The following is an 18,596-nucleotide window of genomic DNA, read 5'->3' as shown; positions in this document are numbered from 1 at the left end:
AAAATGGCGATGATAAGCGCGCACTCATGAACGCGGGGCCGACGACATGGCAGGACAGCAGCATCAGTATCAGGTGACGGTACTCTGGCAGGGCGGTGGCGACACCGGCACGACCGGCTATCGGGACTACGGCCGCGAGCACGAGCTGCGCGCCCCCGGCAAGGCGTCCATCGCGGGCTCCGCCGATCCGGCCTTTCTGGGCGATAAGGATCGCTGGAATCCGGAAGAGCTGCTGGTCGGTTCGCTCTCGGCCTGTCACAAGCTCTGGTATCTGCATCTATGCGCCGAGGCCGGCGTGGTGGTGCTGGCCTACGAGGATCACGCCGAAGGCGAGATGGATGCCGCCCTGGGGCGCTTTACCCGGGTGACTTTGCGCCCGCGCATTACCCTTGATAGTGACAGCAGTGAATCACGCGCCCGCGAGCTGCACGATCATGCCCACAAAAAGTGTTTCATCGCCGCCTCGGTCAATTTCGAGGTGGGCTGTCAGCCCGATTTCATTCGACAGAGCGCCTCTCATGGCTGAGCAGACCATCTGGTATCTGGAGATGCGTGACCCGGGGGAACATCGCGCCCGGGCGCTGCCGGAGACGCTCACGGTCACCGAGTGCGAGATCCCCCAGTTTGCGCTCAATCGCTTTTTGTATCAGCTGGTCGGGGCGGCGTGGCAGTGGGATGAGAAGCTTGAGGGCGATCAGGGCGCGTGGCGCTCGATGATTGAAAGCGATGCCCATCGCACCTTCGTGGCGTACTACCGCGGCGCGATCGCCGGCTACTACGAGCTGTATCGTCCGGATGGCGTCAACGTCGAGATTCTCTATTTCGGGCTGGTTGAGGCATTCATCGGCATGGGCTTCGGGGCGGGGCTTTTGAGTCACGCCATCGAGCAGGCCTGGCACTGGCTGGGCACCGAGCGGGTCTGGCTGCACACCTGCTCGCTGGATCACCCGGCGGCGCTGGCCAACTACCAAAGGCGCGGGTTCGTGATCCACGACGAGGTGGTTGCGCCCTGTTAGGCCTCGGGAGTCGGGAACTCTTCGAGTTGCTGCGCCCATGCCTCGGATCCGGCGGCTATCATGGGTCGTCTTTCAATGATCGTTTCGGAATAAACGCCCATGTCGTCTGCGCGTGCGCTCGTCTTTCAACGCCTGCTGCCGGTGGCCCTGCTGCTGGTGGCCATGTGCTCGATCCAGAGCGGCGCCTCCCTGGCTCAGCAGCTCTTTCCCGTGATCGGCGCCTCCGGTGCCACCTCCATTCGCCTGCTGCTGGCCTCCGCCCTGATGCTGGCCATCGTCCGCCCGTGGCGGTGGCCGGTGACGCGCAAGGCCTTCAAGGCGATTGCCGTTTACGGCGTGGCGATGGGGATGATGAATTTTCTGCTCTATCAGGCGTTGGTCACCGTGCCGCTGGGCATTGCGGTGGCGCTCGAGTTTACCGGGCCGCTGGCGGTGGCGGTGTTCACCTCGCGACGCCGGCGTGATCTCACCTGGATTGCGCTGGCCATCGCGGGGCTGGCGATTCTTTTATGGCCGGACACCAGCCTCGAGCACGGCATTGACCCGCGCGGGGCGCTGTGCGCGCTGGGGGCCGGGGTATGCTGGGCGCTCTACATTCTGTTCGGGCGGCGGGCCGGCAGCGGGAACGGCACCCAGAGCGCGGCGCTGGGCATCACCATTGCCGCTGTCGTCATGGCGCCGATCGGGCTGGTCGAGGCCGGCACGGCGGTCTTCTCGCTGGCGGTGCTGCCCATCGGTCTGACGATCGCGGTGCTCTCGACGGCGCTGCCCTATACGCTGGAAATGTTTGCCCTGTCGCGCATGCCGACCCACATGTTCGGCACGCTGATGAGTCTGGAACCGGCCATCGGGGCGCTGTCGGGACTGCTCTTTCTGGGTCAGCAGCTGACCCCCCTGCAGTGGCTGGCGATCGGTACCGTGATCATGGCCTCGATGGGCACCACGCTGACGGCGCGTTCGGCGGCGCCGGCTCAGGGCTGACACGATACCCCCACGATCGATACACCATGACCGATATCTCCCGGGAGGCCCCATGACGACCGTTCTACCCGTTGCCCTGCCGCTGATTCAGGCCCCCATGGCGGGGGTTTCCACACCGGAACTTGCCGCAGCGGTCAGCAACGCCGGCGCGCTGGGGTCGATCGCCATTGGCGCGGCCACGGTCGATGCGGCGCGCTCGATGATCGAGCGGACCCGGTCGCTGACGGACCGGCCCTTCAACGTCAACGTGTTCTGTCACCGCACGCCGACCATCGATGCCGAGCGCGAGGCGAACTGGCTGGCAGGGCTGGCGCCGCTGTTTGCCCGTCTTGGGGCAGAGCCGCCCGAGCGGCTGGAGACGATCTATCAAAGCTTCAACGACGATCCGGCCATGCAGGCGCTGTTGTGCGAGCAGCGCCCGGCGGTGGTGAGCTTTCATTTCGGGCTGCCGCCGCAGCCGGTGATCGAGGCGCTGAAACAGTGCGGCATCACGCTGCTGGCCACGGCCACTACGCTTGCCGAGGGACGTGCCATCGAGGCGGCCGGTATCGATGTGATCATTGCACAGGGCAGCGAGGCGGGCGGCCACCGTGGCGTGTTCGACCCCGACCAGGGCGACGCCCTGCTGGGCGTGGTGCCGCTGGTGCGTCTGCTGGCGCATCACACGTCGATCCCCGTGATCGCCGCCGGCGGGATCATGGATGGGGCCGGCATTGATGCCATGCTGGCGGCCGGCGCCCACGGCGTGCAGCTGGGTACGGCCTTTATCGCCTGCCCGGAGTCCGCGGCCAGTGACACCCACCGCGCCTGGCTTGGCGGGGCGCATTCGCTTGAGACGGTGGTGACCCCGGTCATTTCCGGGCGACCAGCGCGAGCGCTGGTTAACGGCCATACCTGCGAGATCACCTCAACGGATGTTCCCGATTACCCACGGACCTATCTGGCCGGCAAGGCGCTGGCCGCAGCCGCTATCGAGGCGGGCGACAAGACGTTTGACGTGTGCTGGGCCGGGCAGGGGGCGGCGCTGTCGCGGGCGCTGCCGGCAACGGCGCTGGTCAGGCAGCTGTGCGCGGAGAGCCGCCGGCTCGGCGTTACATCAAAAAACAGTGAATAAACGATCTCTCATGCAAGAATGACGGCTCGACGAAGGTCGGTGTCCTGACCGGAGGCGGCATCGACCTATAGCGTCCCGTATTCGACAGCGCAGGGAGTGATCATGACAGGCCGGACCGCAGAGGCTCGACAGGAACATCATGACGTGGTCGTGATCGGTGGCGGCGCGGCCGGCATCGCCATCGCCCGGGGGCTTCGCCGACGCGATACACGTCTTGATGTGGCCATCATCGAACCGGCCGAGAGTCACTACTATCAGCCGGGCTGGACGCTGGTCGGCGGCGGGGTCTTCGACGCCGACAGGACGCGACAGCCGATGACGGCGGTGCTGCCTGCGGGGGTGGCCCACTACGCACAGGCGGCCACTGCCATCGATCCGGACAGAGGTATCGTTCGCCTGAGTGACGGTCGCACGCTGTGCTACCGGGCGCTGGTGGTGGCGCCGGGGCTCGAGCTTGACTGGGGCGCCATCGATGGGCTCTCCGGGGCACTGGGCGCGCATGGCGTCACCTCCAATTACCGCTTTGATCTGGCGCCCTATACCTGGTCACTGGTCCAGAATCTGCGCCGGGGGCGGGCACTCTTTACCCAGCCGGCCATGCCGATCAAGTGTGCCGGCGCGCCGCAAAAGGCGATGTATCTGGCCTGCGATCACTGGCGCCGGCGCGGGGCGCTTCAGGATATCAACGTGCAGTTTCACAACGCCGGCGGGGCGCTGTTCGGCGTGGGGGCCTATATTCCGGCCCTGATGGAGCATGTCGAGCGCTATGGCATCGGCCTTGAGTTTCATCAGCAGCTAATGGCCGTGGACGGCCCCGGGCAACGGGCCCACTTTCTGATTCACGGCGCCGACGGCTGCCAGCGCGAGCACGTCGAGCCCTTCGATATGCTGCACGTTGTGCCGCCGCAGCGCGCGCCCGCACTGATACGCAACAGCCGGCTGGCCAACGATGCCGGCTGGCTCGATCTGCACCCCAATACCCTGCAGCATCAGCACTACCCGGCCATCTTTGGCGCCGGTGACGTCAGCGCCACGCCCAATGCCAAGACCGCAGCGGCCGTGCGGGTGCAGGCGCCGATCGTTGCCGACAACGTCGTGGCGTATCTGAAAGGCGAGGCGCTGTCCGCGCGCTATCAGGGCTATGGGGCCTGCCCACTGACGGTCTCGCATGGGCGGGTGGTGCTTGCCGAGTTCGGCTATGGCGGCGAGCTCATGCCGACCCTGCCGGGCTGGCTCAACGACGGTAGGCGTGCCACGGCACTTGCCTGGCAGCTCAAGGCCTGTGCCATGCCGGCCATTTACTGGCATCTGATGCTCAAGGGGCGTGAATGGGGGGTGTCCTGACGCCTGCCATAATCCTTTGATCATGTTGGAGGACGGGGTCTGCTTTAAGCTGTCGGCCATCACTTTCGATGAGTTCAATAAGGATGCCCCGTGGCCGCCGGTAGTCTGCTGACCCTGCTTGACGATATTGCTGCACTGATGGATGACGTCTCCGTCATGACGAAAGTGGCGGCCAAAAAAACCACCGGTGTGCTGGGCGATGACCTGGCGCTGAACGCGCAGCAGGTCACCGGCGTGCGTGCCGACCGGGAGCTGCCGGTGGTGTGGGCGGTCTGCAAGGGCTCGCTGCGCAACAAGCTGATACTGGTGCCGGCGGCGCTTTTGGTCAGTGCCTTTGCGCCCTGGCTTGTCACGCCGCTTTTGATGCTGGGCGGCGCCTATCTAAGTTATGAAGGCGTGGAAAAGCTGGCACACGCCTGGCATAAGTGGCGCCACCCGCAGGCGGCCAAAAAGGACACCGGAACCGCCGAACGCTCCGCCGAGGAGCAAAAGGCCTTTGAGCAAAAGCGCATCAAGGGCGCGGTGCGCACCGATTTCATTTTGTCGGCCGAAATTATCGCCATTACGCTGGGTACCGTGGCCGATGAAGCCTTGATGCAGCAGGCGGTGGTGCTGTCGATCATCGCTCTGGCCATGACGCTGGGCGTTTACGGGCTGGTGGCGGCGATCGTCAAGCTCGACGATGTGGGGCTTTATCTCAGCCGTCGCAGCGCCTCCATCGCACAGTCGCTGGGGCGTGGCATCCTGACGACCGCGCCGTGGCTGATGAAGTTTTTATCCATTGCCGGTACGGCGGCGATGTTCATGGTCGGTGGCGGTATCCTGACCCACGGCATACCGGTGCTGCATCACGCTATTCAGGCGCTGACGCTGGCCGAAGGCGACATCCCGGGCGTTGGCGTCATTTTACAGCCGATCACACCCACGCTGATCAATATGCTGGTGGGGCTGGTGCTGGGCGCCGTGATTCTGGGGCTGGTGTCGCTGGTGAAAAAAGCGCGCAGCGCCCGCTGACATCGCTCCGGCTGACACGGCTGTCATTGAACATGGCAGGCACTGCACAAAGCAGCCCCAGCGAGGGGGCTGCCATCGAATCAGGAGATATCCCATGACCATGCCCGATAGCGTTGTTCCCGAGCGCGATGACCTTGATACCGGTCAGGGGCCGGTCGTCGTGGAGTTCGGCACGCCCTGGTGTGGCTACTGTCAGGCCGCGCAGCCGTTGATCACCGAGGTGATCGATCAGGCGCCCGGCGTGCGCCATGTGCGTGTCGAGGATGGCAAGGGCCGGCGGCTGGGGCGGTCGTATCAGGTCAAGCTCTGGCCAACGCTGATTTTTTTAAAAGACGGTCAGGAAAGGGCGCGCTGCGTTCGGCCGACGGATCGCCAGGCGCTGACCGCCGCGCTTGAAAGCATTGTGTAGCGCCGGGCCTGCCACAGGCACGCCGGCGATGGTGTCCGAACGACTGGTGTCCGAACGACTATGCTGTGTCTGACCCGACAGGCATGACATGTCGTTGATGGCCAAAACAGGGATGCAGACACCATGACGGACAATACAACGCCGCTCTGGCAGCACCGACTGAGCGATTTTCGTGACACCGTGGCCCGCGAGCCGATGCCCGGCTGTGGCGCCACCGCCGTGGTCAGTGCCGATCTGGGACTGGCGCTGGTGCTCAAGGGGCTGAATCTGAGCCAGCAGCATGACGCCAGTGCCCCGCGCAAGGCGCTGATCGATGAAGGCGAATCACTCAAGCAGCGGCTGGCCCCGCTGGCCGCGGAAGACGTGGCGGCCTTCGAGGCGTTCATGGAAGCTGTCGGCCGCGATGAAAGCGATGCGGGCCGCAGGGCGGCCATTCACGCTGCTGCCGAAACGGCCGTGGAAGTACCGTTGAAGACCGCGCAGCTGTGTGACGCGGCGCTGGCGCTGGCGCAGCAGGCCGGTGAGCACATCGAATCGCAGTTTGTCAGCGACGCTGTGGCCGGGGCTCGCCTGATCCACGCCGCGCTGCACGGCGTGCTGCTCAACGTGGCGGCCAACGCCGGTCAGCTCGGCAGCGACGACGCGCGTGACCGGGCGCTGCACGCCCGCGATGGCTTCGCGCAGCGCGGCGATGCCCTGCTTGCGGCCATCGCTGACACGGCCTCAACCTGACGCCTGATCACCCGGTGGCCAGCGCGCGCTGTCGACGCTGGGCCAGCGCCACGGCGCCATCGATCACCATTAGCACCACCAGGCTGGCCCCCAGTACCGGTAGCGCCAGTCCCAGCAGGACAGCGGCGACCACCACGGCCAGCGCTGACGGCCGCGGTGCTCGCGCCAGGGCCTGAATCAGCGTGACCGGCGTGATGGCGGCGCTGGCGCGGGTCGGGCGTCGGCGCCACCACATGGCATAGCCCAGCACCAGCATCGCCACCAGCGCACTGGCAAACACCACCAGCACCAGCTGGTTGATCACGCCAAACAGCACGCCCATGTGCAGGTCGACGCCCCAGCGGGTCAGTTTGGCGGCCAGTGGAAAGGTCTCGAAGCGGGTGCGATCGATCACGGCCAGAGTGGCCGGGTCGATGGCGGCTTCATCGACTTCGGTGGGCCATTCGCGGCCGATTTCGCGCACCTTCCAGGCACTGCCCGGGCCGGCCGCCGGCGTGATCTCGATCTTGCCGGCTTCAAGGCCTTCCGCGCGCGCCGCGTTCAGTACCCGGTCATAAAGCGCCGGGTCCGGGGCGTGGTCCATCATCGCCATGTCGTGGCCGGCGTGATCGGCATGGGCAGCGTGCGGGCCCTGCTCGGCGGGCGTAACGCCGTCCAGATGGGTCGAGACCGTTGGCGTCTGCCAGCCGAACCTGTGGCGCAGCTCGCCGATATTGCCTCCGGCGTAATTCGACCAGGTCAGCCCCGTGGCGGAAAAGAACACAAAGCCGATCAGCGCCCAGGGCCCCAGTCGATTGTGCCAGCGACTGGCACGCCGGCCGGCGCCGTCACGCAGGGGGCTGCGCCGGCGCTTGAACCACAGCGCCAGTCCGCCAAGGGCGGCAATCCAGAGCCAGGAGGCGGCCAGCTCGCTGTAAACGCGCCCCGGCTCCCCCAGCAGCAGGCTGCGGTGAAACTTGTCGATGGTGATGCGAAAGGCGGTTATGCCGCTGGTGCCATAGACCGGCAGGGCGCCGCGGACCTCGGCGGTGACCGGGTCGACAAACAGTGCCAGATGCTCCCACTGACCCACGCTCGGGTCGGAGAACATGACCCGGGTGGTCTCGCCCGGCGCCGGCGCCGGGCGTACTGCCATGGGCGCCTCATCGCGCCCCAGCGACTGCTGGGCGGCACGGATCTGATCGGCCAGCGGCCGCGGCGTGCCGCCGTCGCTTTGCGTATAAAACTGCTCGTGATAAAGCGCGCGCTCGATCTGCGGGGTCAGGGCATAGACAATGCCGCTGAGCGCGATCACCAAAAGAAACGGGCCGACCAGCAGGCCGATATAGAAATGCAGCCGGGCAATGAAGGCCCAGCCCCAGGGTCTGCGACCCGGGGGAGAGGTGTCGTGTGTCATGCAATCACCTGTCACGGCCATGAGCGACGATCTCATGGCATCTGTCTGGTTCGCGCCTTCCCGGCACGGGCCGGAACGGGGCAAAGCGGGGTCGAACCGGGTATCAGACGGACAGGGGGGGTGCGCGTGAGCGGGCGTTGGGGAAATGAGGCGCTCGGGCATGCCCTTCAAGACGGGCAGGCGCGGGAGAGCTGCCCGGGCCGGCCCGGGCGGGCGGCAGCGTCAGGGCCGCCTCGAGCATCAGCGGGGTGTGCGTCAAAAGCGAGCAGTAGCCGCACTGGGCCAGATCCACATGGCCGGCCGGATGGGTCTGGGTATATTGGCTGGTGGTGGCCTGATGGCTGTCATGCGCTGTGAGCTCGGCCATGACGTGGCCGGCATGCCTGTCGGCCGTTTGCTCGTGTGCGGGGAGACCGGATCCGGCGCGCTCACGCTCATGGGCCAGCGCCAGTGTCTGAGACAGCACCGGGGCCAGAAAGATGACCAGCATGGCGGCCAGGGCCAGCCAGGCCGGAAGCGAGCAGCGCAGACGAGTCATGGGCGAGCGGGCACGGCGCCTTGGAAGGTACGTTTGAGGCCTGTGACCTTAACGCAAACCGGCGCCTGATAACATCCCGACAGGGCGAGCATGGCCTGGATGATACTGAACATTGACGCCAGGCGGCATCGAGCCCGAAACGGCGCGATGCCCATGGTGAGACAGCCTGAAGCTATTCCGCCGTGGCGCTGGCAGTCAGCGATGCGGCGGGTGCCGGTATCTCGCTGTTGTCGATGACTCTGAGCGATACCGGTGTGTGAAGCGCCACGGTATCCTGATCCAGATCAAACGGGTCGTTGGCGGCCCCGACAATCAAGCGGCGACGCTCAAAGGCGAGATCGCTGCGCCGCCCCAGATAGGTGTCACAGTCCCGGCAGTGCACGGGATCCTCGACCGGGCGCATATGGCCGGATCGAACGGTAATGCGTCGGCTGCCACAGTGGAAACAGCGGACATTGAGCTCTGTGGGCCTCATGAAACACCTCTGTAATTTATAGACTCATGTTATTTGATAACGCGCGCACTCCCTAGCATGAAATTGCCTTTTCATACTTCAAGCTCAGGCCCGTGAATCGTCCATTTCATGTCTTTGATGATTGGCCGGGTTTGATCTCACTCGTTTGGCGTACCGGTATCGATCAGATGACCGTCCGGCGCCGGCACGCCCTGTCGAATCGCAGCGGAGAAGTCGGGCAGTGCGTGCCCCCCGTTATCGGCCGCCCGGGCGCGGGAATTGATATGACCGCGCGACTTTAGTTCTAAAAGCGAGCGTGAGGTGTCCAGCGCGTCAAGATCGAACAGATAGTCGGGCAGATAGCCTGATAGCAGCAGGCGGTAGTCGCCGGGCAGCCCCGGAATGATGCGCTTGACCATGTCAAAGACCAGGGTGGTGCAGTTGCTGGTCAGCGTGTTGTAAAAGGCCGGCGTGTCGCGCAGCGCATCCGCCTCATCGAGATAGGCCAGAAAAAGCTGGCGAGCGGCGGCCTCGGGCAGGGCGACCCGGTAGAGATAGACCTCTTCTTCGCGCACGTTGGAGCGGGTGCGCACGATGTCGTGCTCGTCGGCGGCGATCAGCGCCAGTTCGAACTGTTTGAAAAAGCCGCCGATGGCGGAAAAGGCTTCACCGCGCTGACGGCGAATCTCGACGGAAAACACCAGCTGTCGACCATCCCTGAAGCCAAAGCTGACCAGGGTGTGGGCAATCGCCGGCCCCATCCAGTAGGAGACGAGCAGGTCCGTGGATTCAAGTTCGGAGAGGTCGTAGGTGCGTGTCTCCCAGCGCTGGGTATAGCGCTCCCGGGTCTGCCAGTCGAAGTGGCGCACGTTGTAGATCGTGACCCGGTCGCCCTCGATCTCGGCGCGCGGCAGGTGCGCCATGTCATCGGCCCAGTCCAGATCACCGTGTGGAGTGATGGTCTGCCACCAGAGGAGCAGAACCATTGAGGCCGCAAGCCAGGCCCACGGGATGGCCCGCGGCCGGCGTCGGGCATCGAACACGCCCAGCGTGGCAGCCACTGCAGCCAGCCCGAGCAGCGCCCAGCCGGTCATGACGGTGACCACCAGCGCGACAGGCCCGGGCAGCTGATACCACAGTGCCAGCGTGCCCCACAGGGTGGCCAGAACGACAAACAGTGCGGCGAGACTACGCCATGTCCAGCGCAGAAGGGGATGCCACCAGCGCCTTGCAGGAGAGGGCATGAACCGGCTCCGATCGACAGGGGAGTGAAATTTTTGTCCCGGTCATGATGTCGGATCCGTCGTCATGCGCCAGGCTTGAGATCACGATACCGCATTGCCTGAATCAGAGCCTGCCCGGGAGAACACCATGGCCGTACAGCCCCCCGTTGTACAGGATGTCCGCCGTACCATGATCGCCGCCGTTTTGCTGGGGATCGGCTTCATGGCGGCCATCGACGAGATCATCTTCCACCAGCTGCTGGCCTGGCACCACTTCATCGATACCGGTTCCACGGCGCTGGCACTCGCCTCTGACGGCATTTTGCACACCATGGAGCTGGTGCTCTTTATCGTGGGCGCGTTCATGATGATCGAGCTGCACGGGCGCGCTGCCCAGGCCCCGGGCTATCGTGGCCCCGGCTTTCTGCTGGGCATGGGCGGGTTTCAGACCTTTGATGGGATCGTTGACCACAAGATTTTGGGGCTGCATCAGGTGCGCTACGTCGAGCATGTCTGGCTGTATGACATCGCCTGGATCGGCGCGGGCCTGATCATGCTGGCGATCGGCTGGAAACTGCTGCAGCGCGCCCGGCAGGGGCAGGCCACCAGCCAGCACTGATCCGGCAGGGGCGTGCCCGTGACTTCTCATTCAACCCTGCATGGCTCCATGGCCATGGGCGCGACCGCCGCGGTCGCGTTTTTTCTGATCGCGCTGGTGTGGCTGGCCTATCTTTTCGGCGTGTGGCGCACGCGACGGCAAAAGTCCTGGCCCTGGTGGCGCACGCTTTTGTTCACTGCCGGCTGCGCCACCCTCGCCGTGGCGTTTGCGCCCGAGCTCATGCACGCCGCCCATCAGGACGTGCGCATGCATATGGTGGCGCATCTGCTGCTGGGCATGTTTGCCCCGCTCGGGCTGGTCTTTGCCGCGCCCATGTCGCTTTTGCTGCGCAATCTGCCGCCCGGCGGCGGGCGGGGGCTGGTGCGCTTTTTTGGCACGTGGCCGGTTCGTGTGCTGACCTATCCGATCACGGCGGCGATACTGGATATCGGCGGCATGTACCTGCTCTACATGACCTCGCTGTATGCCCACAGCCTGCACAGCCCCTGGATTTCCAACGTTTTGCATCTGCATTTTGTGATCTCGGGCACGCTCTTTACCTGGGCGATCGCCGGGCCCGACCCGGCGCCGCATCGGCCCGGCTGGCGCACGCGCATGGCGGTACTGGTCGCCGCCATGGCAGCGCACGCCACGCTTGGCAAGCTGTTGTATGCGTTTGGCTTTCCGCGCGGAACGGGGGCCGGGATCGAGGAGCTTCAGCAGGCGGCGATGTGGATGTACTACTGGGGCGATCTGGCCGAGGCCGTGCTGGTCGGGGCGCTGATGCTGGCCTGGCTGCGCCGTCGCCGACGCATGGCCCGCCCCGGCGGGGCCTCGATGGATATGAGCGCGACCTGATTTGCGTCCTTTCGGGTCGATGCCGGCAGCAAAATGGCGTAGACTGCGCCGCAAATTCCTTACCCCCTCCATGCACCGTGCGCCAGCCTGACACTGCGCGCGCGGTCGTGACTACCGTGCAGGCCCCGTCTTGCAACTCGACACCCGAAAGCTTGGCTGCGAGCGCGATGAGCGCTGGCTTTTCAGCGATCTTGACTGGCATATCGGTCCGGGCGAGCTGTGGCGCGTCGAAGGGCCCAACGGGTCGGGCAAGACCACGCTGCTGCGTATTCTGTCCGGTCAGATGGCGGACTATACCGGCACGATTGCATGGCAGGGCGAACCGATCGGGCGCTGTCGCGAGGCCTTCATGGCCTCGATGCTTTATATCGGCCATCGCCCGGGCATCAAAAAGGCCCTGACGCCACGGGAGAATCTGGACTGGTATCAGGCCATGAGTGCGGCAGGCAATAGCGCGCGCGTTCGCCGCACCGCCTGTTTCGAGGCGCTGGAAGCGGTGGGGCTGGCAGGCTTTGAGGAAACGCCGGTGGAGAGCCTTTCTGCCGGTCAGCAGCGCCGGGTGGCGCTGGCCAGGCTCGCGCTGGGGCATCAGCCGCTGTGGATTCTCGATGAACCCTTTACCGCCATCGACCGTGACGGCGTGCGCCAGCTGGAGCGCTGGATGACAGGGCACTGTCACAAGGGCGGCAGCGTCGTGGTGACCTCGCACCATGACAGCGGGGAACTTTCCCCTTCTTCAGAGGTTCTTAAGTATCTGCGTTTTGATGGTCAGGGAGGCATGCACATTGAGTGCTGAGCGCCCTGCCTTTGATGACAGTGTGGCAAGCCTGCCGGGGCTCTGGCAGGGGTTTTCGGCCACGCTTTATCGCGACTGCCGACTGCGCTTTCGACGCCGCAGCGAGCTGGCCAATCCGCTGATCTTCTTTGCGCTGGTGGTCACGCTATTCCCGCTGGGGCTTTCGCCCGACAGCACGCTTCTGGCCGAGATTGCACCGGGGCTTTTGTGGGTGGCAGCGCTTCTGGCGGTGCTGCTTTCACTTGATGGCCTGTTTCGCGACGACTTTGATGACGGCACGCTCGAGCAGCTGTTGCTGGCGCCGCAGTCGGCCGGGGTGCTGGTGCTGGCCAAGATCGTGGCGCACTGGCTGACCACCGGTCTGCCGCTGGCGCTGGTCTCACCGCTGCTGGCCGTCATGCTCTCGCTGCCCGGGCACAGCATGGGCGTTTTGATGCTCACGCTGCTTGTGGGCTCGGCCACGCTGAGCCTGATCGGCGCCATCGGTGCCGCCCTGACCGTGGGGCTTCGACGCGGTGGCGTGCTGCTGTCGCTTCTGATTTTGCCGCTGTACACGCCGGTGCTGATCTTTGGTGCCGGCACGGTGCGACTGGCCGTGGAAGGCGCGGTGATGGCGCCCTGGCTGGCACTGATGGGCGCCATGCTCGCCCTGTCCCTGCTGGCCGCGCCCTGGGCGGCGGCCGCGGCCCTGAAACTCTCGCTGGATGGCTGATCCCTTCCCGATACCGACCTGAACAACGCTGACCGATAATCATGTGGCCCATCATTCATAAACTCGGCTCCCCCAAATGGTTTTACACCATGAGCGGGCGCTGGCTGCCGTTTCTCTGGGGGGTCGGTGCGATCCTCGTCGCCGCCGGCAGCCTCTGGGGGCTGGCCTTTGCGCCGGCCGATTACCAGCAGGGCGACAGCTTTCGCATTCTCTACGTGCACGTGCCGGCGGCCATTCTGGCCCAGTCGTGCTTTGCGATGATGGCGCTTTGCAGCGTGATCTTTCTGGTCTGGCGCATCAAGCTGGCCGACATGGCCGCCGGCGCCGCCGCCCCCTTTGGCGCGGCGATGACCTTCAGTGCGCTGTTTTCCGGGGCGATCTGGGGCGTGCCGACCTGGGGCACCTGGTGGGTATGGGACGCGCGGCTGACCTCGATGCTGCTGCTGCTTTTCATCTATCTGGGCATCATGGCGCTGCGCGGCGCCTTTGCCAGCCGTGATGGCGGCGCGCGGGCGGCCGCCATCCTTACCCTGGTGGGGGTGATCAATCTGCCGATCATCAAGTATTCGGTGGTGTGGTGGAACACCCTGCATCAGGGCGCCACCTTCAGCCTCACCGAAAAGCCGGCCATGCCGGCGAGTATGTGGCTGCCGCTTCTGCTCATGGTGATCGGTTTTTATCTGATCTTTGCCGCCGTCACGATCGCCCGCACCCGCAACGAGATCATCAGACGCCAGCCGAGCGCCCGCTGGGTACGGGCGCTGGCGCAAGGAGAGCGTAATGGCCTTTGAGAGCCTGGCCGATTTCTGGGCCATGAACGGCTACGCCGCCTACGTCTGGCCGGCCTTTATCGTGGTACTGGGTGCGCTGGTGGCGTTTGCGCTGGTCAGCGTCATGGAGCAGCGCAAACTGCTGCGCCATGTCGCCGCCCTTGAGCGTCGCGAGGCGCGCCGCCCGGGCCCGTCTGTTGCCGCCACCGGCGAGGAGACACCATGAAGGCGCATCGTCGACAGCGGCTGATCATTATCCTGGCGCTGGTGGCGCTGGCCGGCGTGGCCATCGGTCTGACGCTCTATTCGCTGCGCGCCAACATGAACCTCTTTTACTCCCCGACCCAGATCAGCGCCGGCGAGGCGCCATCGGGGCGCTCGCTGCGCGCCGGCGGCGTGGTGCGTGACGACAGCGTTCAGCGCGATCAACAGACGCTGGATGTGACCTTTACCGTGACCGATTTCGAAGAGGACGTGCCGGTGCACTATCGCGGCATCCTGCCGGATCTCTTCCGTGAAGGGCAGGGCGTGGTCATTGTCGGCACGCTCAACGAGCGCGGCTGGCTCGAGGCCAGCGAAGTACTGGCCAAGCACGATGAAAACTACATGCCGCCGGAGGTGGATGGCGCGCTCAAGGCCGCCGAGGCCCGCAAGGTGATGCCCTCCAGTGGCGCGGTCACCGGCGGCAACGATGAACGCATTTAGGGTCCGCGCGTCATGCTGATTGAAATTCTCCCCGAAATCGGGCTCTACGCCATGATGCTGGCGCTGGCCATGGCGCTGGTGCAGGCGATCGTGCCGCTGGCCGGCAGCCTGACCCGCCGGCCGCTGTGGATGAGCTATGCCGGCCCCATGGCCTGGGGCCAGGCGCTGTTTCTGCTGGTGGCCTTTGTCTGTCTGGCGCTGGGTTTTTTGTTCAATGATTTCAGCGTGGACTACATCGCGGGCAACGCCAATTCACAGCTGCCCTGGTATTACCGCCTGAGCGCGGTCTGGGGCGGCCATGAGGGCTCGGTGCTGTTGTGGTCGATGATGATGGCGTTCTGGGGGCTGGCGGTCAGCGTCTTTTCGCGCAATCTGCCGCGCGACATGCTCGCCCGCGTGCTGTCGGTGCTTGGCATGATCAACGCGGGCTTTCTGCTGTTTATTCTGGCCACCTCGAGCCCATTTGAGCGCATCCTGCCGGTCCCGCCCATGGAGGGCGCCGACCTTAACCCGCTGCTGCAGGACCCGGGGCTGATCGTGCATCCGCCGATGCTCTACATGGGCTATGTCGGCTTTTCGGTGGCCTTTGCCTTTGCGCTCGCCGCGTTGATGGGCGGGCGGCTGGATGCGGCCTGGACGCGCTGGGCGCGCCCCTGGACCAATCTTGCCTGGGCGTTTTTGAGTGTGGGCATTGCGCTGGGCAGCTGGTGGGCCTACTACGAGCTGGGCTGGGGCGGCTGGTGGTTCTGGGACCCGGTCGAAAACGCCTCACTGATGCCCTGGCTTGCCGGCACGGCGCTGATGCACTCGCTGGCGGTGACCGAAAAGCGCGGCGGCTTCAAAAGCTGGACGGTGCTTTTGGCAATCGTCACCTTCTCGCTGTCGCTGCTGGGCACCTTCCTGGTGCGCTCGGGGGTGCTGACCTCGGTGCACGCCTTTGCCAACGACCCCTCCCGCGGCACCTTTATTCTGGTGCTGCTGGGCCTGACGGTGGGCGCCTCGCTGACGCTGTATGCCTTTCGCGCGCCGCGGGTCAAAAGCCCGCTCGGCTTTGGCTGGCTGTCGCGTGATGCCATGCTCCTGTTCAACAACATCGTGCTGCTGGTGATGACAGTCACCGTGCTGCTGGGCACGCTCTATCCGCTGATTCTCGACAGCCTGAACATGGGCAAGATCTCGGTCGGCCCGCCCTATTTCAACGCCCTGATCGTGCCGCTCACCATCGCGCTGGGGCTTTTCATGGGCGCCGGCCCCGTGACGCGCTGGAAGCAGATGACGGCGCGCGAGCTGATCAAGCGGCTGTGGCTGAGTGCAGCCGTGTCGCTGGCGGTGGCGCTGATGATTCCCTGGCTTTATGACGGTGCCTGGTCGCTGCCGGTCAGTCTGGGGCTTCTGGTGGCGGCGTGGATCGTGGTGCCGCTGGCGCGCGAGCCGCTGATCCTGCTGCGCCGCTTCGGCCTGCGCGGACCGGGGAAACTCTCGCGCAGCCACTACGGCATGGTGCTGGGCCATATCGGCATGGCGGTGACCATCGTCGGGGTGACCATGGTGTCGAACTACGACCACGCCGATAACGTGCGCATGAGTCCCGGCCGTTCGGTCGAGGTGGGCGGCTACAGCTTCACCATGACTCAGCTCAACGAGACACGCGGGCCCAACTATTTAAGCGACCGCGCCACCATCCGGGTCACCCAGGGGGACCGGCTGGTCACGCTGCTGCATCCGGAAAAGCGCTTTTTTACCACCCGGCGTCAGGCGATGACCGAAACCGCGCTGGACAACGGCCTGACCCGCGATCTGTACGTGGCGATGGGCGAGGCGCTGGATGACGGCGAGTCCTGGGCGATGCGCATCCAGGTCAAGCCCTTCGTGCGCTGGCTGTGGCTGGGGGCGCTGTTGATGGCGGCGGGCGGCATTCTGGCCGTGTGCGACAAGCGCTACCGCCACCGCAGTCGAACCCGCCGTACCATGGAGGCTCGAGCATGAAAAAACGCTACTGGCTGTTCGTGCCGCTTCTGATTTTCGTGGTGCTGGCTTTTCTGCTCTGGCAGGGGCTGGGGCGCGACCCGTCTCATCGCGATTCGGCGCTGCTGGAAAAACCCTTTCCAGCGTTTTCGCTGACCACGCTGGAAAACGACGAGCGCACGGTGGACGCCTCGCTGCTTGAAGGGCAGGTGACGCTGGTCAACGTCTGGGGCGAGTGGTGCCCGACCTGCAAGCGCGAAATGCCGCAGCTTTTGACGCTGGCCGAGCGCGGCGTGCATCTGGTCGGGGTGGACTACAAGGACACCCGCGACAAGGGGCAGGGGTTTCTGGAGGAGTTCGGCAACCCGTTTGCGCTCAATATCTTTGACCCGGAAGGCTCGCTTGGCTTTGATCTGGGTGTCTATGGCGCGCCCGAGTCGTTTATTGTCGATGCCCGCGGCAATATCCGATATCACCACACGGGCTATATCACGCCCGAGGACGTCGATGACGTGATTCTGCCGGAGATCCAGCGATGGCAGTAATTCCGAAAGGGCTTGTCATGGCGCTGATGGCCGCGGCGCTGGTGCTGCTGGCCGGTGTTGCCAGTGCCGATGATCTGCACCGCTTTGACGACCCGGCCCTGCAGGCGCGCTACAGCGAGCTGATCGCCACGCTGCGCTGTCCCAAGTGTGAAAACCAGGCGATCGGCGATTCCGGCTCGCCGATTGCCGGTGACATGCGCACGCATGTGGCGCGCGCGTTAAGGCGTGGCGACAGCGACGACGACATCCGCCAGGCCATGGTCGAGCGCTTTGGCGACTACGTGCTCTATCGCCCGCGCCTTGAGTGGCGCACCGTCGCGCTCTGGGCCGGGCCGGGCGTGGGCGTGCTGCTCGGGCTGGCCGCCATTGCGGCGGTGATTCGCTCACGCCGCGATGAGCGCGCCGAGGCGCTCGATGATGACGAGCAACAGCGGCTCGACACGCTGCTGTCGCGCCATCAGGGCAATGACGATCAGGACAGGAGCCATCAATGACGGCGTTATGGGTAGGCCTTGCTCTGCTGCTGAGTGTGGCGGTGGGGTTTTTGCTGCTGCCGCTGTGGCGAAGCCGGCCTCTGCGTGAGGCCCAGGCGGCGCTGGAGACGCGCGATGACGATGCCCGCGACAACGTCACCATCTTTCGTGACCGGCTGGCAGGCCTGGAGGAGGAGTTCGCCCGCGGCGAGATCGACCAGGCGCGGTTCGAGGCGCGACGCCTGGAGCTTGAGCGCGATCTGCTCGCCGACACCGAAGGCCGGGCGCCGCGCGGGCTGAAGTCAGCCTACAGCGGGGTGTGGCTCACCGCTGTCGTGGTAGTGGTGGTGGGCTTTGGCTCGCTGTACGCCTACCACCGCGAGGGCAGCGTGGATGATCTGACGCTCTATCAGGCCCGTGTGCAGGTCGAGCAGAACGGCGGCGAGCCGCAGCAGTTTATCGCGCGCTTTGAGCAGGAGGCGCAGCGCCAGCCGGACAATCCCAACGTGTGGGCGTCACTCTATCCGCTCTATCGCGACAGTCGACAGTATGACAAGGCCGATCACGCCCTGACCCGGCTGATCGCGCTGAAAGGGCGCGAGCCGTCGCTGGTCTCCGAGCTGGCCCAGATTCGCTTTGTCGAAAACGACCGCGAGATGAACGACGACATTCAGGCGCTTGCCGATGAAGTGCTGAAAGCCGACCCGCGCCAGCCCACGGTGCACGGGCTTCTGGGCTTTGCCGATTTCCGCGCGGGCGACTATCAGGGCGCGATCGATCACTGGCGCACGGCCATTGCCGGCAGCGACAGCGACGACAGTCAGCAGGCACTGCGCCAGGCGATGGCGGCGGCCAGAGCCCGCATGGGCCCCACCGCCGACGGTGCGCCGGTGGCGCAGGACAGCGAAGCGCACAACGAGCAGGGTCGCGGTAGCTGAATCACGACACCGGTG

At 65.3% G+C, this 18,596-nt stretch carries 23 protein-coding genes; 19 read left to right on the top strand and 4 right to left on the bottom strand.

Annotated features, from left to right (window positions below):
* Positions 1-46: 46 nt before the first annotated feature.
* From ACS92L_RS10840 to ACS92L_RS10805, 8 genes are all read left to right on the top strand, one after another.
* Positions 47-526 (top strand): OsmC family protein, encoded by a 480-nt coding sequence (locus ACS92L_RS10840; RefSeq protein ID WP_438764838.1) that lies wholly within the window; start codon positions 47-49, stop codon positions 524-526.
* Entirely contained in the window at positions 519-1,016 is a 498-nt protein-coding gene (locus ACS92L_RS10835; RefSeq protein ID WP_438764837.1) for a GNAT family N-acetyltransferase, read from the top strand. Before ACS92L_RS10840 ends, ACS92L_RS10835 begins: the two co-directional genes overlap by 8 nt.
* A 99-nt stretch (positions 1,017-1,115) precedes the next feature.
* Positions 1,116-1,997, top strand: coding sequence for an EamA family transporter (locus ACS92L_RS10830; protein WP_438764835.1), 882 nt, complete (start codon positions 1,116-1,118; stop codon positions 1,995-1,997).
* 52 nt (positions 1,998-2,049) lie between these two features.
* Positions 2,050-3,111 carry an NAD(P)H-dependent flavin oxidoreductase gene (locus tag ACS92L_RS10825; protein WP_438764833.1) on the top strand — a complete coding sequence of 354 codons (1,062 nt, stop codon included), beginning with the start codon at positions 2,050-2,052 and terminating at the stop codon, positions 3,109-3,111.
* Positions 3,112-3,213: 102 nt separating this feature from the next.
* A complete protein-coding gene (locus tag ACS92L_RS10820) occupies positions 3,214-4,455 on the top strand; it encodes an NAD(P)/FAD-dependent oxidoreductase (protein WP_438764831.1) in 1,242 nt (413 codons plus the stop codon).
* A 90-nt stretch (positions 4,456-4,545) separates the two neighbouring features.
* Positions 4,546-5,469 (top strand): DUF808 domain-containing protein, encoded by a 924-nt coding sequence (locus tag ACS92L_RS10815; protein WP_438764829.1) that lies wholly within the window; start codon positions 4,546-4,548, stop codon positions 5,467-5,469.
* A 94-nt stretch (positions 5,470-5,563) separates the two neighbouring features.
* Positions 5,564-5,878, top strand: coding sequence for a thioredoxin family protein (locus ACS92L_RS10810; RefSeq protein WP_438764828.1), 315 nt, complete (start codon positions 5,564-5,566; stop codon positions 5,876-5,878).
* Between the two features lie 123 nt (positions 5,879-6,001).
* Positions 6,002-6,610 carry a cyclodeaminase/cyclohydrolase family protein gene (locus ACS92L_RS10805; protein WP_438764826.1) on the top strand — a complete coding sequence of 203 codons (609 nt, stop codon included), beginning with the start codon at positions 6,002-6,004 and terminating at the stop codon, positions 6,608-6,610.
* Positions 6,611-6,617: 7 nt separating this feature from the next.
* Here ACS92L_RS10805 and ACS92L_RS10800 read toward each other — a convergent pair whose 3' ends face one another.
* The 4 genes from ACS92L_RS10800 to ACS92L_RS10785 form a co-directional block, all read right to left on the bottom strand.
* Positions 6,618-8,006 carry a PepSY-associated TM helix domain-containing protein gene (locus tag ACS92L_RS10800; RefSeq protein WP_438764824.1) on the bottom strand — a complete coding sequence of 463 codons (1,389 nt, stop codon included), beginning with the start codon at positions 8,004-8,006 and terminating at the stop codon, positions 6,618-6,620.
* 103 nt (positions 8,007-8,109) lie between these two features.
* Entirely contained in the window at positions 8,110-8,544 is a 435-nt protein-coding gene (locus tag ACS92L_RS10795; RefSeq protein ID WP_438764822.1) for a DUF2946 domain-containing protein, read from the bottom strand.
* A gap of 172 nt (positions 8,545-8,716) precedes the next feature.
* A complete protein-coding gene (locus tag ACS92L_RS10790) occupies positions 8,717-9,019 on the bottom strand; it encodes a hypothetical protein (RefSeq protein ID WP_438764820.1) in 303 nt (100 codons plus the stop codon).
* A gap of 137 nt (positions 9,020-9,156) precedes the next feature.
* Complete coding sequence (locus tag ACS92L_RS10785) at positions 9,157-10,242, bottom strand: Lnb N-terminal periplasmic domain-containing protein (protein ID WP_438764818.1); 1,086 nt, start codon at positions 10,240-10,242, stop codon at positions 9,157-9,159.
* Positions 10,243-10,369: 127 nt separating this feature from the next.
* Between ACS92L_RS10785 and ACS92L_RS10780 the strand changes: the two genes are divergently transcribed.
* The 11 genes from ACS92L_RS10780 to ccmI all read left to right on the top strand — a co-directional run bounded on the left by ACS92L_RS10780 (position 10,370) and on the right by ccmI (position 18,581).
* The gene (locus tag ACS92L_RS10780) at positions 10,370-10,840 is read left to right on the top strand and encodes a DUF2243 domain-containing protein (protein WP_438764816.1); all 471 of its coding nucleotides are present in this window, start codon (positions 10,370-10,372) and stop codon (positions 10,838-10,840) included.
* Positions 10,841-10,858: 18 nt separating this feature from the next.
* The gene (locus tag ACS92L_RS10775) at positions 10,859-11,677 is read left to right on the top strand and encodes a cytochrome c oxidase assembly protein (RefSeq protein ID WP_438764814.1); all 819 of its coding nucleotides are present in this window, start codon (positions 10,859-10,861) and stop codon (positions 11,675-11,677) included.
* Positions 11,678-11,807: 130 nt separating this feature from the next.
* The gene (gene ccmA, locus ACS92L_RS10770; RefSeq protein ID WP_438764813.1) at positions 11,808-12,473 is read left to right on the top strand and encodes a cytochrome c biogenesis heme-transporting ATPase CcmA; all 666 of its coding nucleotides are present in this window, start codon (positions 11,808-11,810) and stop codon (positions 12,471-12,473) included.
* Positions 12,463-13,185, top strand: coding sequence for a heme exporter protein CcmB (gene ccmB, locus ACS92L_RS10765; RefSeq protein ID WP_438764811.1), 723 nt, complete (start codon positions 12,463-12,465; stop codon positions 13,183-13,185). The genes ccmA and ccmB overlap by 11 nt, the downstream gene beginning before the upstream one ends.
* Before the next feature lie 41 nt (positions 13,186-13,226).
* The gene (locus tag ACS92L_RS10760; protein WP_438764809.1) at positions 13,227-13,976 is read left to right on the top strand and encodes a heme ABC transporter permease; all 750 of its coding nucleotides are present in this window, start codon (positions 13,227-13,229) and stop codon (positions 13,974-13,976) included.
* The gene (ccmD, locus tag ACS92L_RS10755; RefSeq protein WP_438764808.1) at positions 13,966-14,181 is read left to right on the top strand and encodes a heme exporter protein CcmD; all 216 of its coding nucleotides are present in this window, start codon (positions 13,966-13,968) and stop codon (positions 14,179-14,181) included. The genes ACS92L_RS10760 and ccmD overlap by 11 nt, the downstream gene beginning before the upstream one ends.
* Positions 14,178-14,660 carry a cytochrome c maturation protein CcmE gene (gene ccmE, locus ACS92L_RS10750; protein WP_438764806.1) on the top strand — a complete coding sequence of 161 codons (483 nt, stop codon included), beginning with the start codon at positions 14,178-14,180 and terminating at the stop codon, positions 14,658-14,660. Before ccmD ends, ccmE begins: the two co-directional genes overlap by 4 nt.
* Before the next feature lie 12 nt (positions 14,661-14,672).
* Positions 14,673-16,646: a heme lyase CcmF/NrfE family subunit gene (locus ACS92L_RS10745; RefSeq protein ID WP_438764804.1), complete on the top strand. Its 1,974-nt coding sequence runs from the start codon at positions 14,673-14,675 to the stop codon at positions 16,644-16,646.
* Complete coding sequence (locus ACS92L_RS10740; RefSeq protein ID WP_438764803.1) at positions 16,643-17,170, top strand: DsbE family thiol:disulfide interchange protein; 528 nt, start codon at positions 16,643-16,645, stop codon at positions 17,168-17,170. The genes ACS92L_RS10745 and ACS92L_RS10740 overlap by 4 nt, the downstream gene beginning before the upstream one ends.
* Entirely contained in the window at positions 17,161-17,664 is a 504-nt protein-coding gene (locus tag ACS92L_RS10735) for a cytochrome c-type biogenesis protein (RefSeq protein WP_438764802.1), read from the top strand. The genes ACS92L_RS10740 and ACS92L_RS10735 overlap by 10 nt, the downstream gene beginning before the upstream one ends.
* Positions 17,661-18,581 carry a c-type cytochrome biogenesis protein CcmI gene (gene ccmI / locus ACS92L_RS10730; RefSeq protein ID WP_438764801.1) on the top strand — a complete coding sequence of 307 codons (921 nt, stop codon included), beginning with the start codon at positions 17,661-17,663 and terminating at the stop codon, positions 18,579-18,581. Before ACS92L_RS10735 ends, ccmI begins: the two co-directional genes overlap by 4 nt.
* Positions 18,582-18,596 lie beyond the last annotated feature (15 nt).

Origin of the sequence: Kushneria halocnemicola (assembly GCF_965650455.1) — a bacterium.
Taxonomy (GTDB): domain Bacteria; phylum Pseudomonadota; class Gammaproteobacteria; order Pseudomonadales; family Halomonadaceae; genus Kushneria.
This window is presented reverse-complemented; position numbering and strand designations above follow the sequence as displayed.